The 16,263-nt window shown below is 59.8% G+C and carries 12 protein-coding genes; 4 read left to right on the forward strand and 8 right to left on the reverse strand.

Features of this window, described 5'->3' with window-relative positions:
- Nucleotides 1–34: 34 nt before the first annotated feature.
- Together sltY and CYR55_RS23485 are read right to left on the reverse strand one after the other, a co-directional pair.
- Entirely contained in the window at nucleotides 35–1,963 is a 1,929-nt protein-coding gene (gene sltY, locus CYR55_RS04215; RefSeq protein ID WP_101814902.1) for a murein transglycosylase, read from the reverse strand.
- Between the two features lie 161 nt (nucleotides 1,964–2,124).
- Nucleotides 2,125–2,277 carry a hypothetical protein gene (locus CYR55_RS23485; protein WP_165699522.1) on the reverse strand — a complete coding sequence of 51 codons (153 nt, stop codon included), beginning with the start codon at nucleotides 2,275–2,277 and terminating at the stop codon, nucleotides 2,125–2,127.
- Between the two features lie 219 nt (nucleotides 2,278–2,496).
- Between CYR55_RS23485 and CYR55_RS04220 the strand changes: the two genes are divergently transcribed.
- The 3 genes from CYR55_RS04220 (at nucleotide 2,497) to ettA (ending at nucleotide 7,890) form a co-directional block, all read left to right on the forward strand.
- On the forward strand, nucleotides 2,497–5,247 hold the full coding sequence (locus CYR55_RS04220; RefSeq protein ID WP_193852584.1) for a cation-transporting P-type ATPase: 2,751 nt from the start codon (nucleotides 2,497–2,499) through the stop codon (nucleotides 5,245–5,247).
- A gap of 171 nt (nucleotides 5,248–5,418) precedes the next feature.
- Complete coding sequence (gene rcsA / locus CYR55_RS04225; RefSeq protein ID WP_101814903.1) at nucleotides 5,419–6,039, forward strand: transcriptional regulator RcsA; 621 nt, start codon at nucleotides 5,419–5,421, stop codon at nucleotides 6,037–6,039.
- Between the two features lie 183 nt (nucleotides 6,040–6,222).
- The gene (gene ettA / locus CYR55_RS04230) at nucleotides 6,223–7,890 is read left to right on the forward strand and encodes an energy-dependent translational throttle protein EttA (RefSeq protein WP_101814904.1); all 1,668 of its coding nucleotides are present in this window, start codon (nucleotides 6,223–6,225) and stop codon (nucleotides 7,888–7,890) included.
- 67 nt (nucleotides 7,891–7,957) lie between these two features.
- Here the strand turns inward: ettA and nadR are convergent, their stop codons facing one another.
- From nadR to serB, 3 genes are all read right to left on the reverse strand, one after another.
- Nucleotides 7,958–9,190: a multifunctional transcriptional regulator/nicotinamide-nucleotide adenylyltransferase/ribosylnicotinamide kinase NadR gene (nadR, locus tag CYR55_RS04235; RefSeq protein ID WP_101814905.1), complete on the reverse strand. Its 1,233-nt coding sequence runs from the start codon at nucleotides 9,188–9,190 to the stop codon at nucleotides 7,958–7,960.
- Between the two features lie 67 nt (nucleotides 9,191–9,257).
- Nucleotides 9,258–10,643, reverse strand: a complete 1,386-nt coding sequence (gene radA / locus CYR55_RS04240; protein ID WP_101814906.1) for a DNA repair protein RadA — start codon at nucleotides 10,641–10,643, stop codon at nucleotides 9,258–9,260.
- A gap of 106 nt (nucleotides 10,644–10,749) precedes the next feature.
- Nucleotides 10,750–11,724 carry a phosphoserine phosphatase gene (gene serB, locus CYR55_RS04245; RefSeq protein WP_101814907.1) on the reverse strand — a complete coding sequence of 325 codons (975 nt, stop codon included), beginning with the start codon at nucleotides 11,722–11,724 and terminating at the stop codon, nucleotides 10,750–10,752.
- 225 nt (nucleotides 11,725–11,949) lie between these two features.
- Here serB and CYR55_RS04250 point away from each other — a divergent pair, with 225 nt between their 5' ends.
- The gene (locus CYR55_RS04250; protein WP_101814908.1) at nucleotides 11,950–12,618 is read left to right on the forward strand and encodes a YtjB family periplasmic protein; all 669 of its coding nucleotides are present in this window, start codon (nucleotides 11,950–11,952) and stop codon (nucleotides 12,616–12,618) included.
- Nucleotides 12,619–12,680: 62 nt separating this feature from the next.
- On the opposite strand, the gene yjjJ is transcribed toward CYR55_RS04250, so the two are convergent.
- From yjjJ to deoB, 3 genes are all read right to left on the reverse strand, one after another.
- The gene (gene yjjJ / locus CYR55_RS04255; RefSeq protein ID WP_101814909.1) at nucleotides 12,681–14,012 is read right to left on the reverse strand and encodes a type II toxin-antitoxin system HipA family toxin YjjJ; all 1,332 of its coding nucleotides are present in this window, start codon (nucleotides 14,010–14,012) and stop codon (nucleotides 12,681–12,683) included.
- Nucleotides 14,013–14,192: 180 nt separating this feature from the next.
- Nucleotides 14,193–14,912, reverse strand: coding sequence for a purine-nucleoside phosphorylase (gene deoD, locus CYR55_RS04260; RefSeq protein ID WP_072928645.1), 720 nt, complete (start codon nucleotides 14,910–14,912; stop codon nucleotides 14,193–14,195).
- Nucleotides 14,913–14,989: 77 nt separating this feature from the next.
- Complete coding sequence (gene deoB, locus CYR55_RS04265; protein WP_101814910.1) at nucleotides 14,990–16,213, reverse strand: phosphopentomutase; 1,224 nt, start codon at nucleotides 16,211–16,213, stop codon at nucleotides 14,990–14,992.
- Nucleotides 16,214–16,263: the final 50 nt, after the last annotated feature.

Here is a 16,263-nt window from a genome sequence, read left to right on the forward strand (position 1 = left end):
ACTAGTACAGCAGCATACCATAACCCAGTAAAAATCAATAACGCCTCTGCCACTCTGCGTCGGTCAGCACTTTTGCCGGCCGGTGCATGAAATAGCGATAAAACGCATCATATGATAACACGTTTTTAACATATCCACGGGTTTCAGAGAAGGGAATACTTTCAATGAACGCCACTGCATCTACCCGCCCGGCGCTGTTCTCCAGCCAGGTGGTAACCCGCCCCGGCCCGGCGTTATACCCGGCGGAGGAGAGGATGCGGTTACGGCCAAGCATCTGGTAAACGTACTCCAGGTAGCTGGTGCCGATCAGGATATTGGTCTGCGGGTCAAGCAGCTGGCTGCTGTTGTAGTAGCCGAGAATATTGCTCATTTTCACCGTATGCTCGGCGGTGCGCGGCATCACCTGCATCAGCCCGGCCGCCCCCACCGGCGATTGGGCTTTCGGGTTCCAGGCGCTCTCCTGGCGGGCAATCGCCATCGCGTAACTCGGTGTGATCCCCTTCCCTTCGGTGTTGGTGCGGAACTCCTGCACCCAGGCCATCGGGAAGCGCTCTTCCAGGTTATCCCAGAGTTTGCCGGTAATCGTCGCCTGGACGCTAAGGTCAGCCCAGCCCTGATTAAAGGCGTAACGCGCCAGTTGCCCCTGCTCGGTTTTATCACGGCTGGCGACCAGATAACTCCATTCAGTACGCGCCAGGTTGTCCATGCCCCAGTACATCAGCTCACGCACCCGCGCGATGCCCGGCAGCGCCGCAGTGCGGCTATCCGGTGCGGCGGAAGGCTCCACCTTGATGGCATAAGGCACGCCGAGTTTCTGCGCCGCCACCATCGGGTAGAAGCCGCGCGACTGCATCAGAGAACGCAGAATCGCCTCGCCTTCACTGCGGCGCCCCTGATCGATCAGTACCGAGGCGCGCCAATAGCGCCACTCATCTTTCTGTTGCGCCTCCTCCGGCAACCGGTTCAGCCACACCGCCAGCCCCTGCCGGTCGCCCGCGCCCAGCGCCATACGTACGCGGCGTTCCAGTAACGCGGTCGCGTGGCCGCGCAGAATTACGCTGTCACGCCAGGCAGCCTGTTCCGTGGTAACGTCGTTGCCCATCAGCCGCCAGGCAATCGCCTCTTCCAGCGCCAGCTTTTCACTGTCACTCATCTTTTGCAGCCGGGCGATCACCGGCAGCATGGAGCGGGCATTTTCCGCATCCTCACGCGCCACGCGTTCAAAGGCCACCGTCACCGCCTGCCGGGTGAAATCGGTCGGCCCCACGGTACGGGCAAAACTCTCCACGCTGTCCGGATCGTTTTGCAGCGTCGTCAGCGCGGTGGCCATGGTCTGGTAATCATCCGGCAACTGTTTCGCCAGGAAGTTAACCAGATTGCTGTTGCCTTCTTTCATCGCCAGGCCGATGCGTGCGAGGAGAGTGATCGGGGTAACGTTGCCGGCCTGCTGCCAGACGGAGAACAACTTATCGCAACTGCCCGGCAGCGTATTCCCGGAGAGCCAGATCGCTTTGGCACCGTCCCAGGCCACCTGCTGCTGGCCGGTTGCCCATTTGGCATAGTAGTAGTTACAGCGGGCCGCGACCGGTTTCGGCGGCTCCGGGCTGAAGGCGAGCAGGCCGCGCCAGTCCTCACGCCGCGCCAGCTCATTAACGAAGCGCGATGCCAGCGACCGTGCAGGCGGCAGCGTCGGGTTCGCCTTGATAAAGGCCGACACCCGCATTGAGACGGCCGTGCCGAGATCCTCCGTCAGCTGGCGGTACTCAAGGTAGGGATAGAGCGGATAATCCTGCAGCGTCGGCATCAGCTGATAGACGGTATCCATTTGCTTACTGTCCCAGGCCTGTTTGATCTGTTGGTAGCGCTGCCGCTGGGCATCCAGCGAATCGGCATGGGCGCTCCCGGCCAAGATTGCCAGCCACACGCCCACCACCAGAACCCCTTTTTTGTCCACCTTGACCATACTTGCTCTTATCCTCGCTGTGTGTCGGCGAACGGGTGAATCTTCCCCGCTGCGCGTATTCTCTGCCGGCCGCCCTGCTGGCCCCTTGCCGTGCCGGCTAACAGTAACGCTAATCTATTCATCGCTAAAATTGAAGGTCGCACCCGGTAAAGCCACAAAATTTACACGCGCCGCACCAGGCGGGCCGCCCACGCTTCCCTTTCTCTGCCCGGCATGGCACAGGCCGAAACCGCCAACGGCCGGGCGAATAAATAAGCGCGGTGCGGTTTTTTATTAATCCAGATCAAGGCGCGGGAAAACAGGTCATTTAACATCACGCCTCCAAATAATTTTGCAGGGATAAATTCATCGCATGATTAATTTAAGCCCAGCGACAGGTAAATAGTATTAATTAAACGTTAATAAAAAAATCAGCACGTTATTTAAATTTTAAATTCCCTGTTTGTTTACCCCTCGTTTATTAATGGTTTTTATTTTCGCTGTGTGCCCTGCCGTTATTTTCTTTCACCTTTCTCTTTCAGGAGCACGACCTCATGGCGATGACCCCCACTCCCCCCTCTGATACTTCCGTAAACCAGCCACCCGCCTGGTATCAGCGCAGCGCCGATGAGGTGCTGGCACAGCTTCACAGCCGCGAAACCGGCCTGACTGCTGAGGAAGCGTATGACCGGCTGGCGCGGCACGGGCGCAATACCCTGCCCACCACGCCGCGCAAACCGGCCTGGCTGCGCTTTCTGCTGCATTTCAATGATGTATTGATCTACATCCTGCTGGCGGCGGCGGTGGTCACCGGGGTGATGGGCCACTGGGTGGATACCACGGTTATCCTGGCGGTGGCCGTGATCAACGCGTTGATTGGCTACCTTCAGGAAAGCAGCGCCGAACGATCGCTTCAGGGCATCCGGCTGATGCTCTCCAGCCGGGCACGGGTCATGCGTGAGGGCCTTAGCCAGGCGATTGATGCGGATGAGCTGGTTCCAGGCGATATCGTTCAGCTCCGCCCGGGGGATAAAGTCCCGGCGGATCTGCGCCTGATAGCAGCCCATAATCTCCGTATCGACGAAGCGATCCTGACCGGGGAGTCAGTTGCCGCAGAGAAACGCTGCGCACCGATCCCGCGCGAGACAGGCATTGGCGATCGCACCAATATGCTGTTTTCCGGCACGCTGGTCAGCGCCGGCAGCGCGACCGGTGTGGTCGTAGCCACCGGGCAAGCCACCGAACTGGGCCATATCAGCCAGATGATGGGCGAAGCAAAAGCCCGGCGCACGCCGCTGCTGCAACAGATGGACCGGCTCGGTAACAGCATTCTCGGCCTGATCCTGCTGATGATGGCCTTCCTGTTCCTCTTTGCCTTTATCCTGCGGGATATGCCGCTGGGTGAGCTGCTGCTGGCGCTGATCGGCCTGGCGGTGGCTGCCGTACCGGAGGGGCTGCCGGCGATTATCTCGATTATTCTCTCCCTTGGCGTGCAGGCGATGGCGCGCAACCATGCCATTATCCGCAAGCTACCCACGGTGGAGACGCTGGGCGCGATGACGGTGGTCTGCTCGGACAAAACCGGCACCCTGACGCGCAACGAAATGACGGTCAACGCCGTTATTCTGGCAGACAGCCAATGGCGCGTCAGCGGCGACAGCTATGCGCCGCAGGGGGAGATTGTGCATGAGGTGTGCGGCCGCCCGGCGGACCTTCAGCATGACGCCGTGCTTTCCGCCTTTCTGTCGGCGGTCGATCTCTGCAATGAGAGTCAGCTGGCGCTGGATCAGGCCGGCCACTGGACGATCACCGGCGGGCCGACCGAAGGGGCGCTGAAAGTGCTGGCCGCCAAAGCCGGCGTGGCCCACACCACGACGCGGCTGGTGGATAAGATCCCGTTTGATTCTGCCTATAAATACATGGCGACCCATTATCAGCTGGCCGGAGAAGACCGCATCTTCCTGACCGGCGCGCCGGATGTGCTGTTCTCCCTGTGCGAATACCAGCTCACCGAGGCGGGCGTGGTGCCGTTTGAACGCGGATTCTGGGAGCAGGAAATGGCGCGCTATGCCCGCCAGGGGCTGCGGATGCTCGCCGCCGCCAGCAAACCGGCCACGCCGGACGCGGCCCCGCTCGATCACGCAGCGCTGCATCAGGGCATGATCTTCCTCGGCATCGCCGGCATGATGGACCCGCCGCGGCCGGAGGCGATCGAGGCCATCGCCACCTGCCGGCAGGCGGGGATCCGCGTCAAGATGATCACCGGCGATCACCCGGATACCGCTATGGCGATCGGTGCGATGCTGGGGATCGGGGACGGCTCAGCGGCGATCACCGGCGCAGAGCTGGAACATATGGGTGACGACGCGCTGGCCGGCGCGGCCCAGCAGTATGACATCTTCGCCCGTACCAGCCCGGCGCATAAGCTGCGGCTGGTGCGCGCCCTGCAACAGTGTGGGGAAGTGGTCGGCATGACCGGTGACGGCGTAAATGACGCCCCGGCCCTGAAACAGGCGGATGTCGGCATCGCGATGGGCATCAAGGGTACGGAAGTCACCCAGGAGGCGGCGGATATGGTACTCACCGATGATAACTTCGCCACCCTTGCCCGTGCGGTGGAATCGGGCCGCCGGGTCTATGACAACCTGCGGAAAACGATCCTGTTTATCCTGCCGACCAACCTGGCCCAGGGGCTGCTGATTGTGATCGCAATTCTGGCCGGTGCGCTGATCCCGCTGACGCCGATCCAGATCCTGTGGATGAACATGGCGACCTCCGTCACCCTCGCCTTCGGGCTGGCGTTTGAACCGGCCGAGCGCGATGTGATGCAGCGCCGCCCGCGCGATCCACGCCGCCATGTGATCGATCTGCACGGGATCTGGCGCATCGGCTTTGTCGGCGCGCTGATCGCCTGTTCCGCCTTCCTGCTGGAAGCCTGGCTGCAACCCCGGGGTTACACACCGGAATTCATCCGTACCGTGCTGTTGCAGATGCTGGTCACCGCCCAGTGGGCCTACATGTTTAACTGCCGCACCCTGCAGGGCTTTGCCCTCAACCGGGGGATGTTTGCCAACCGCGCCCTGTGGGTGGTGTCCGGTATTCTGCTGGTGCTGCAACTGGCCATTCTCTATCTGCCGTTTATGAACACCCTGTTTGGCACGGTGCCACTGCCGCTCACGTATTGGGGGATGACGCTGCTGGCCGGTGCCGGGATCTTCCTGGTCGTCGAGCTGGAAAAATGGTTGCTGGAACGCATCAAAAAACCGGTGCCGCCGGCCGCTGATCTGACCAGCGATCGTTCATAACGTCTCAATCTGGCGTCAGGTTGTCTCAATCCGGGTCTGCCCACTTTACAAGTGCGGCAGGCCTGCCCTATTACTGCTCGCATGGCCGGTTAATCAACCCGCCTGCCTATTATCGTGGATGGATAACCCTGGCGCGTTTTTATCGCTCCCCTGACATTACATGGAATTACTATGTCTGCCATTATTGTAGATCCGTGCCATTTTACCCGGCTGGCCCTTTCCACGACCCTGCTTGATATGGGCCTGGAGGCGCGGGACATACTCACAATAAAAACCCTTTCCGCGCTGCGGGATAATATCGGCATGATGATGCCGCACGCCGTCTTTATTAATGACTGCTGTTTCTCCCGCAACCCGGCGCAATTCAGACAGATCATTAAAAATTATCCCGATACCCAGTTTGTGATTTTGATTGACTACGAACAGGCGAATTACCGGGAATTTGTCCCACTCCGCCGTAATATCGTGATCCTCTCCAAATCGGCCCGATCGCAGACCCTCTACCCGCTGCTGCGCCAGTGCCTGCCGACGGCGCCCACGCCGGACAACGTGGAAGAGATTGATCTCACCCCGTTATTGCTCAGCCGGTCGGAATCCCAGGTGCTCGACATGTGGATGGCCGGCCAGCCGACCCCGGTGATTTCCCGGCAGTTGAATATCCAGCAAAAAACCGTGTCACTGTATAAAGGCAATATCCGGCGCAAAGTCGGTTGCCTGAATAACCAGGTGATCCACCATGTTGCCCGGCTGGCCGGGCAGCTCACCAGCGGTATTCAGGTCACCGGCCGGTAAGCGCCGGTAAAAAGCCCAGGGTTGTGCGTTGCGCGGCATTCGCTGCGCGTTTAGCGGCGGTAACCGGCGGCCATCCACGCTATACTGGGTGGTCAATGCGTTCGGCTGTTATCGCGCCCGGAAACGGGCTACACTCCGCAGCCGAATTCCAATACCCGGTCTGATAAAGAGGCTCAATTCAACGTGGCTCAATACGTCTATACCATGCATCGCGTCGGCAAAGTGGTTCCGCCGAAGCGTCATATCCTGAAAAACATCTCCCTCAGCTTCTTCCCCGGCGCCAAAATTGGTGTGCTGGGCCTGAACGGTGCCGGTAAATCGACCCTGCTGCGCATCATGGCAGGCATCGATAAAGACATCGAAGGCGAAGCGCGCCCGCAGCCCGGCATCAAAATCGGCTACCTGCCGCAGGAGCCGCAGCTGAACCTGGAGCAGACCGTCCGCGAATCGATCGAGGAAGCGGTGGCTGAGGTGAAAAACGCCCTGACCCGCCTGGACGAGGTCTATGCCGCCTACGCCGATCCGGAAGCTGACTTCGACAAGCTGGCGAAACAGCAAGGCGAGCTGGAAGCGATTATCCAGTCCCATGATGGCCACAACCTCGACAACCAGCTTGAGCGCGCCGCCGATGCGCTGCGCCTGCCGGCGTGGGATGCCAAAATCAGCAACCTCTCCGGGGGTGAGCGCCGCCGCGTGGCGATCTGCCGCCTGCTGCTGGAAAAGCCGGACATGCTGCTGCTCGACGAACCGACCAACCACCTGGACGCCGAGTCCGTGGCCTGGCTGGAGCGCTTCCTGCATGACTACGAAGGCACCGTGGTGGCGATTACCCACGACCGTTACTTCCTCGACAACGTCGCCGGCTGGATCCTGGAGCTGGACCGTGGCGAAGGCATCCCATGGGAAGGCAACTACTCCTCCTGGCTGGAGCAGAAAGATCAGCGTCTGGCGCAGGAAGCCTCTGCGGAAGCGGCCCGCCGCAAATCCATTGAGAAAGAGCTGGAGTGGGTGCGTCAGGGGGCCAAAGGCCGCCAGTCCAAAGGCAAGGCGCGTCTGGCCCGCTTTGAAGAGCTCAACAGCGTTGAGTACCAGAAGCGTAACGAGACCAGCGAGCTGTTCATTCCGCCTGGCCCGCGCCTGGGTGACAAAGTGCTGGAAGTTGAGCACCTCAGCAAATCCTATGGCGATCGCCTGCTGATTGATGACCTGAGCTTCGCGCTGCCGAAAGGGGCGATTGTCGGCATCATCGGCCCGAACGGTGCCGGTAAATCGACCCTGTTCCGCATGCTCTCCAATCAGGAACAGCCGGACAGCGGCAATATCACGCTGGGCGAAACCGTGCAGCTGGCCTCTGTTGACCAGTTCCGTGACAGCATGGACGGCTCAAAAACCGTGTGGGAAGAGGTGTCCAACGGTCAGGACATTATGCGCATCGGCAACTTTGAGATGCCAAGCCGCGCCTATGTCGGCCGCTTCAACTTCAAGGGTGTGGATCAGGGCAAACGCGTCGGTGAACTCTCCGGCGGTGAGCGCGGCCGTCTGCACCTGGCGAAGCTGTTGCAGGTTGGCGGCAACATGCTGCTGCTCGATGAACCGACCAACGACCTGGACATCGAAACCCTGCGCGCGCTGGAAAACGCCCTGCTGGAGTTCCCGGGCTGCGCGATGGTGATCTCGCACGACCGCTGGTTCCTTGACCGTATCGCCACCCACATCATCGACTACCAGGATGAAGGCAAGGTGGAGTTCTTCGAAGGTAACTTTACCGAATACGAAGAGTACAAGAAGCGTACCCTGGGTGCCGACGCCCTGGAGCCAAAACGCATCAAGTACAAAAAGATCGCCAAGTAAACGCCCCTCTGGCCTGATAAAAAAGCCCGCGATGCGGGCTTTTTTTCGTGCAGGCTTTAGGGCCGGGTCAGCGCGGCATACCCAGCAACTGCTGGATCAGCGCGACACAGCGCAGGAAACGCTGGTCATAATCCGCCGAGTCTACGTGTTCAAACGCCACGTTATTTTTGTCCAACATCTCCACCAGCAGCTGCTGGAAGCTCTGCCGGTCCACCGAGCTGCCCAGGCTGCGCAGGCCATCCGCCACCCACGGCGTGTTGTTCTCCAGCAGGATCACCAGATCAAACCGGTACTCATCAATCAGCGCCTGCACAAACGGGTGCTCCCGCCCCTCATACTTTTTGCAGAACGCCTGCGTGGTGACGAAATCGGTGTCGATGATCGCCACTTTGTTGGCGTATTTCACTGCGAAATCGATGTACTGCGCCTGCCCCAGCGCGATCTTGTCATAGTCAGAATATTGCAGCGCCATCTCATCACCGCCCAGATGGGAGAAGACGTAATCACGGCCATACTCCCAGGCGCTGGTGGTGTTGAAGATGTTGGCCAGCTTATTGACCAGCGTCGATTTACCGCTCGACTCGCCGCCCAGAATCGCCACGGTGCGCACAAAGAACGGCTTCACTTCTGTCGGGATGTAATCCCAGTAGCGGAACGGGTTCTGGCGGATCTGCGTGCCGCTGATGCTCATAAAGGATCGCTGCGGGTCAATCAGCACCGTATCAATGCCCAGGTGCTCGCGGTATTGCGACGCGTCCTGCGCTTCGCTGGTGTAGATGGTGTTCGGCTCGATGCCCTGTTGGGACATAAACGCCTTGATGCCGCGGCTCCAGACGTCCCAGCCGTGCGGGTACGGCTCCATGCCCTCTTCATTAAAAGCGTGGATGCGGATGTTTTTCTGGTATTTGAAGGTTTGCAGCAACCAGCGCAGGCGGTCACTCACCGTGGGCTGTTGGGACATCGAACTGTTTTCAAACAGCTGGCGATCGCGCGGCTCGTCGAAGCCCATCACGATATGCAGTTCATCCACCTGGCTACAGGCGCGTTGGATCAGGTAGATATGGCCGGTGTGGAGTGGGTAAAATTTACCAAACACCACGCCGATCTTTTTCTCGCGATGCGGATACTCCAGCCCCAGGAAGTGATGCAGCGCCTGTAACTTCTGCGCACTGGGGCTTTTTATCTTGTCATTAAGGAGTTGGCTTAAATAGCCTTTGGTCATTCCGCTGGCGTCAGCCACTTGCTGAAGGGTGCATCCCTTATGCTTAATGGCAGCCTTCAGGTAATCAAACTGCGACATCGCCGATCCTCTTGTTCAGGGCATTAAACCACCCTATCACAACCACGGCGACGTTGAAGCGCCGGCATTACAATTCGTCGAGGATAGACAGCGCATCCGCCAGCTTTTTGACGCCGAACACCTGCATATTAGGCGGCAATTTCTTCGGCACGTTGGCGTGCGGCACAATGGCACGCTTGAAGCCGTGCTTGGCCGCTTCCGAGACGCGCTCCTGGCCGCTCGGCACCGGGCGGATTTCGCCGGACAGGCCCACTTCACCAAACACCACCAGATCCTGCGGCAATGGCCGGTCACGCAGGCTGGAGACCAGCGCCAGCAGCAGCGAGAGGTCGGCACTGGTTTCCGTGACCTTCACCCCGCCCACCACGTTGACGAACACATCCTGATCGGACATCTGCAACCCGCCGTGACGGTGCAGCACCGCCAGCAGAATCGCCAGTCGGTTCTGCTCCAGCCCCACTGCCACCCGGCGCGGGTTGGCCATCATTGAGTGATCCACCAGCGCCTGGATCTCCACCAGCAGCGGCCGGGTACCTTCCCAGATCACCACCACCGCACTGCCGGACATGATCTCATCGCCGCGGCTGAGGAAGATGGCAGATGGGTTGCTCACTTCGCGCAACCCCTGCTCAGTCATGGCGAACACGCCCAGCTCGTTCACCGCGCCGAAGCGGTTTTTGTGGCTGCGCAGGGTGCGGAAGCGGGAGTCGGCGTCGCCGTCCAGCAGCACCGAACAGTCGATGCAGTGCTCCAGCACCTTCGGCCCGGCCAGCGAGCCATCTTTGGTGACGTGGCCCACCATAACGATCGCCACGCCGCGGGTTTTCGCGAAGCGGGTCAGGTAGGCGGCGGTTTCCCGCACCTGCGCCACGCTGCCGGGCGAGGACTGGATCTCCGCCATGTGCATCACCTGGATGGAGTCAATCACCATCAGTTTCGGCTGCTCCTGCTCGGCGATCAGGCAGATCTGCTCGATGCTGGTTTCAGAGAGCATATTGAGGTTAGCGGTAGGCAGGCCGAGGCGGTGGGCGCGCATCGCCACCTGCTGGAGGGATTCCTCGCCGGTGACGTAGAGCGTTTTCATGTTTTCTGACAGCTTGCACAACGTCTGCAACAGCAGGGTACTTTTACCGGCACCGGGGCTGCCGCCGATCAGGATGGCACTGCCCGGCACCACGCCGCCGCCCAGTACGCGGTCAAACTCTTTGAACCCGGTGGAGAAGCGCGGCAACTCTTCCAGGCTGATGTCGGAGAGTTTCTGCACCTTGCTGATGCCGGCATCACCGGCATAGCCGCTGAAGCGCTCGGTGCGCGCCGACGAGGAGGATGAGGCGGCCACACGCACTTCCGTAATGGTATTCCAGGCATTGCAGGCACTGCACTGCCCCTGCCAGCGCGGATAATCCGCACCACATTCATTACAGACAAACGCACGTTTTGGAGCTTTAGCCACAGCCTACCTCACCGTTTTATGACGCCGGGGCGTCCTGGGAACCGGCACATTACCTGCGCCACACAAGCCCCGATTATACCCCGTTAACTGTATAAATAACCAGTCTTTAAATGCCGTCGCGGAAGCTGCCGCTCAATACACACAATACGCCGGTGAGATCCGCATGGCGGATGCAGACGCGCGCCTGCGCATAGACTTTGGGTTTGGCATGGTACGCCAACCCAAGCCCGGCGGCCTGAATCATCAGCAGGTCGTTGGCCCCGTCACCGATGGCCACGGTCTGGGACGGCGGGATCTCCAGCTTTTCTGCCAGCGCGGTCAGCGTGTCAGCTTTGTATTGGGCATCCACAATCGGCCCCAGCACATTACCGGTCAGCTTGCCGTCACGGATCTCCAGCTCATTCGCCACAATCGCCGTCAGGCCCAGGTTGTCACGCAGGTGTTCGGCAAAGTAGGTAAAACCGCCGGATGCAATCGCCACATACCAGCCGAAGCCCTGTAAGCGGGTCACCAGCTCAGTCAGCCCCGGCATCAGCGGCAGGCGGTCACGCACGGTTTTGAGGATGTTGGCATCGGCATCTTTCAGCGTGCCGACGCGCTGGCGCAGGCTGGCGGTGAAATCCAGCTCACCGCGCATCGCCCGCTCGGTCACTTCCGCCACCTGCTCGCCCACGCCCGCCAGTTTGGCGATCTCATCGATACACTCAATCTCAATGGCGGTGGAGTCCATGTCCATCACCAGCAGGCCCGGCATACGCAGGTCCGGCAATTTGCCGAGCTGCGCGACGTCCAACTGGTAGCTGTCTGCCAGCGCGGCGATCTCCGGCGTCAGGGTACCGGCGATGCGGGTTACGCAACAATTCCCGATGCACCAGGCGCTGACAATCACCAGCGCGTTACCCAATTCACGCTGGAAACGGGTCACGGTCTGCTTGTCCAGCGTGGTGCCGTACAGCAGCCAACCGGTCTGGCCCGCGCGATAGTCAAGCGGCATCACTTCATCGCCGCTTAATGAAAGGGGAAGCCCCGGCCATTGATCAATCTCCGCCGGAAGATCGCAATAGGTCAGACTGGTAGACATCGTTAACTCCTGTAGGGGTGCAGAGGGGTCATGATAAACTGGGTTGATAGTGCCGACGTATTCATTATGCAAAACGATCAGGCATGGATTTAACTGATAAAGCGGAAAGCAGGCAGCCCACAGGGCACGGCGAACGTGGCTCTCGTTAAAACGCCGCATCAAGCTATCCTATCGCCCTTGCTTCTGGCAACATTAAACTGATGAAATCCCCCTGAAGGAAATGGCATGGCCCGAGCCAAATTTACGTTCCGCCTGCACCGCACGGTTATCGTGCTGATTTGCGTGGCATTGCTGGTGGGGTTGATGCAGGGTGCCTCCTACTTCAGCCTGAGCCACCAGATGGCGCGCTCAGAACAGACGGAGGAGCTGGCGCAGACGCTGGCGCGGCAGGTGGCCTATTCATTGGCCCCCCTGATGGATAATGACAATGATAACGTGGACAGCGACAAGATAAACGCGCTGCTCACCCGGCTCACGGATGACAACAGCCGCATCCTGGATGCCGCCGTTTACCAGCTTGACGGCTCACTGGTGGCGCATGCCGGTGAAACGGTGCCGGTGCGTGACCGGCTGGCGCTGGACGGCAAGCGCGCCGGCAGCTACTTCAACCACCAGATTGTGGAACCGGTGGGCGACCGCGCCGACCCGAGCGGCTTTTTGCGCATCACGCTGGATACCCACGTGCTGGCCACCGAATCGAAGCAGGTCGATAACACCACCAACCTGTTGCGCCTGATGATGCTGCTGGCGCTGGCGATCGGCATTATCCTGGCGCGCACCCTGTTGCAGCACCGCCGCAGCCGCTGGCAACAGTCCCCCTTCCTGCTCACCGCCAGCACCCCGCTGAAAGAGAAGGATGAACCGGCAGAAGAGACGCCGCCGGGCAAATCCTGAGCACAAAAAAAGCGCCCCGTGGGGCGCTTTTTCATGGGCGGCAAGTCAATTCATACAGAAAGTCAGGCCATACGGAAAATCTGCGCTTCCCACTTTTCCGTCTGCCGTAGCATGTCACCGGCCAATTGCCTGAAGCGCTCACTCACGCCGGGCGACTCACTCAGTCTCTGCCAGTAAACCTGCGCCATCTCCTGTGCCTGTTGCCAGACCTGGCGGCTGACCTCCGCTGTCAGGGTGATATCCGGCGCGGCGTGACGCATATCGCCTTGCCGGGACGGGGCAAACGCCATCGGCAGCATGTCATACACCGGGGCCGGCACCAGCGGAAAGGTATCAGGATGCAAAAAGGAGAAATTCCCCTGATGCATATCACTGTTAGCAATCAACCGACCAAACGCATACAACACCTCAATATGGTGGCGCGTTTCTGCCGTGATATAACCGCCCTGAGCCAGGGATTGCGCCGCCCGTGCCCAGTTCAGGTTGGCCTGGCCGATAAATTCCGCGTCAACGGCCAACAGGGAGGCAACGCCCCTGCGCCCCTCTGCCCCGGCCCGGTCAAAACGCACCATCTCTAAAAAAGTTTGCCCGTTATCGCCGTGCAGCAGGCAGCTTTCCGCTGCCGACAGGCCAAACTGCCGCAACACCTCAAGCGCCAGATGCTCCGCCTGAAGCAGATCGGCCCAGCGCGCGCTGTTTTCGTTGTGCTGAGCCGGGGTAAATTTGACCAGCACATGACGCAACCCTGCACCGGTTTCCGCCCAGCAGGTAAATTTCGGCTGCTCCCCGCCTGCGGAAGAACCCACGGGATCGCCTGCCAGCGCACGTTCGGCCAACTCACGGTAACGAACTCTTTTATCCGCACGCAGCACCGGCTCCGGCAGCTGCCGTGTCAGCCAGCGTTGATAGCTCGCCTCGCCAAGCACCTTATCCCCCGGCGTATCCTCTATACCGTTTGCCAAGGCGATGAGCACCTGAGTGTCACTCCAGCGGGCAATATCATCCGGTAAGGCCAGTGAGGCCGCACAGTGCCGCCCCCAGGCGCGGCCTAGAAAGCCTTGCGGTCGCATATCATACAGATACCACGGCAATCCCTCATAGTGCTGCCAGGCTGACCGCGCCATGTCATACACCACACAGCTCTCCTGAGGCCAGATGGGGTAAAGCGTCGCCCAGTGCGCCGCCTGCCCCTGCTCATTAATACGGTATAAAGGGAATTGCGTCAGGCCGTTTACCGGTCGCAACAAGGCGTAGCGCGTCGATTTCCCCTTACCAAAGGCCAGAATATCCTTACGCGCCCGCAACCGGCGTGACAGAGTGGGCTGGCTGATACCCAGGTGAGCCGTAAGCTGCGCTGCCGTGGCGGTTTCATGACGTAACAAAGAATCAGGCATCGTTTTCTGCCGCAGAGAATACTAAGATGAATAGATTATTGAATAGAAAAAAAGCGCTGTCACCTGTAAAAACCGCTGTTTTTACAATGTGCTGAATCAGCGATAAAGAAAAAGGTGAATAGAAAAATCTGGCACAAAAAAAGCGCCCCGCAGGGCGCTTTTTGCTGAAGGCAGGAAAAATTATTCCTGGTCGCCCAGCAGCACAGATTCCAGCGCAATTTCAATCATGTCGTTGAACGTGGTCTGGCGCTCTTCGGCGGTGGTCTGCTCGTGGGTGCGGATATGGTCAGACACGGTGCAGATGGTCAGCGCTTTTGCGCCGAACTCGGCGGCCACGCCGTAGATGCCGGCCGCTTCCATCTCAACACCCAGGATGTTGTACTTTTCCATCACGTCGAACATTTGCGGGTCCGGCGTGTAGAACAGGTCAGCGGAGAAGATGTTCCCGACGCGCGCCGGGACGCCTTTGGCTTTCGCTGCGTCTACCGCATTGCGCACCATGTCGAAGTCCGCAATCGCCGCGTAGTCATGATCTTTGAAACGCAGGCGGTTGACTTTGGAGTCGGTGCAGGCACCCATGCCGATCACCACGTCACGCAGTTTCACGTCGCTGCGCACTGCGCCGCAGGAGCCGACACGAATGATCTTCTTCACGCCGAACTCGGTGATCAGCTCTTTGGCGTAAATGGAGCAGGACGGGATGCCCATGCCGTGACCCATCACGGAGATGCGGCGGCCTTTATAGGTGCCGGTGTAGCCCAGCATCCCGCGCACTTCGTTCACCAGGCGGATATCGTCCAGGAAGTTCTCAGCGATGTACTTGGCACGCAGCGGGTCGCCCGGCATCAGTACCACGTCTGCAAAATCACCCATTTCAGCATTGATATGCGGCGTAGCCATAATTCATTCCTTATTCTGCCAGTTGTGGCGTTAATCATCGGTAAAAAAGCGCCGCCCGGAGGCGGCGCAGGCAAAGGTTACAGCATCGATTTGCCATATTCCATCGGCGAGAGGCCGAAGTAGCTGGCGACGGTCTGGCCGATGTCCGCAAAGGTATCGCGCTTGCCGAGGAAGCCCGGTTTGATTTTCGGGCCGTAGATCAGCACCGGGATGTGCTCGCGGGTGTGGTCGGTGCCGCTCCAGGTCGGGTCACAGCCGTGGTCGGCGGTGAGGATCAGCATGTCATCCGGGCCGACCAGCTCCATCAGCTCCGGCAGGCGGCGGTCAAACAGCTCCAGCGCAGCCGCGTACCCCGGCACGTCACGGCGGTGGCCGTAGGAGGAGTCAAAATCAACAAAGTTGGTAAAGACGATGGTGTTGTCGCCCGCCTGCTTCATCTCGGCCACGGTAGCGTCAAACAGCGCGTCCAGCCCGGTAGCCTTCACTTTTTTAGTGATGCCGACCTGCGCATAGATGTCGGCGATTTTGCCCACGGAGACCACGTTACCGCCCTTCTCGTCCACCAGTTTTTTCAGGATGGTCGGAGCCGGCGGCTCAACGGCCAGATCGTGGCGGTTACCGGTGCGCTGGAATTCACCCGGCTTGTTGCCGATGAACGGGCGTGCAATCACGCGGCCGATGTTATAGCCGCCTTCGGTCAGCTCTTCACGGGCGATTTCGCACAGTTCATACAGCTTCTCCAGCCCGAAGGTCTCTTCGTGGCAGGCGATCTGGAACACGGAGTCCGCGGAGGTGTAGAAAATCGGCTTGCCGGTTTTCATGTGCTCTTCGCCGAGCTGGTCGAGGATCACGGTACCGGAAGAGTGGCAGTTGCCGAGGTAGCCCGGCAGGTTGGCGCGCGCCACCAGTTTATCCAGCAATTCCTGCGGGAAGCTGTTTTCGGTGTCGCTGAAGTAGCCCCAGTCAAACAGTACCGGCACCCCGGCGATCTCCCAGTGGCCTGACGGCGTGTCCTTGCCGGAAGAGAGTTCGCTGGCGTAGGCATACGCGCCGATGATGTCCGCTTTTTCATCCAGCCCGGCCGGGAAGGTGCCGGTGGAGGCTTCGGCGGCTTTGCCGAGGCCAAGGCGGCTCAGGTTCGGCAGGGTCAGCGGCCCTTTGCGGCCGACGTCGGCGTCGCCGCGCGCACAGGCTTCAGCGATGTGGCCCAGCGTGTCGGAACCTTTGTCGCCAAATTTCTCCGCATCAGCACTGTGGCCAATACCGAAAGAGTCTAAAACCATGATAAAAGTACGTTTCATTCTGCTCTCCTGCGTATTTCACGCGTTTTGCGGCGGGCTGAAAGCCGGGC

The organism is Chimaeribacter californicus (genome assembly GCF_002858675.1).
In the GTDB taxonomy this organism is placed as follows: Bacteria; Pseudomonadota; Gammaproteobacteria; order Enterobacterales; family Enterobacteriaceae; genus Chimaeribacter; species Chimaeribacter californicus.

What these genes read in the sequence shown, in the direction of transcription:
- sltY (WP_101814902.1), bottom strand. Translation starts at nt 1,963, where the DNA reads ATGGTCAAGGTGGACAAAAAAGGGGTTCTGGTGGTGGGCGTGTGGCTG.
- CYR55_RS23485 (WP_165699522.1), bottom strand. Translation starts at nt 2,277, where the DNA reads ATGTTAAATGACCTGTTTTCCCGCGCCTTGATCTGGATTAATAAAAAA.
- CYR55_RS04220 (WP_193852584.1), top strand. Translation starts at nt 2,497, where the DNA reads ATGGCGATGACCCCCACTCCCCCCTCTGATACTTCCGTAAACCAGCCA.
- rcsA (WP_101814903.1), top strand. Translation starts at nt 5,419, where the DNA reads ATGTCTGCCATTATTGTAGATCCGTGCCATTTTACCCGGCTGGCCCTT.
- nadR (WP_101814905.1), bottom strand. Translation starts at nt 9,190, where the DNA reads ATGTCGCAGTTTGATTACCTGAAGGCTGCCATTAAGCATAAGGGATGC.
- serB (WP_101814907.1), bottom strand. Translation starts at nt 11,724, where the DNA reads ATGTCTACCAGTCTGACCTATTGCGATCTTCCGGCGGAGATTGATCAA.
- CYR55_RS04250 (WP_101814908.1), top strand. Translation starts at nt 11,950, where the DNA reads ATGGCCCGAGCCAAATTTACGTTCCGCCTGCACCGCACGGTTATCGTG.
- yjjJ (WP_101814909.1), bottom strand. Translation starts at nt 14,012, where the DNA reads ATGCCTGATTCTTTGTTACGTCATGAAACCGCCACGGCAGCGCAGCTT.
- deoD (WP_072928645.1), bottom strand. Translation starts at nt 14,912, where the DNA reads ATGGCTACGCCGCATATCAATGCTGAAATGGGTGATTTTGCAGACGTG.
- deoB (WP_101814910.1), bottom strand. Translation starts at nt 16,213, where the DNA reads ATGAAACGTACTTTTATCATGGTTTTAGACTCTTTCGGTATTGGCCAC.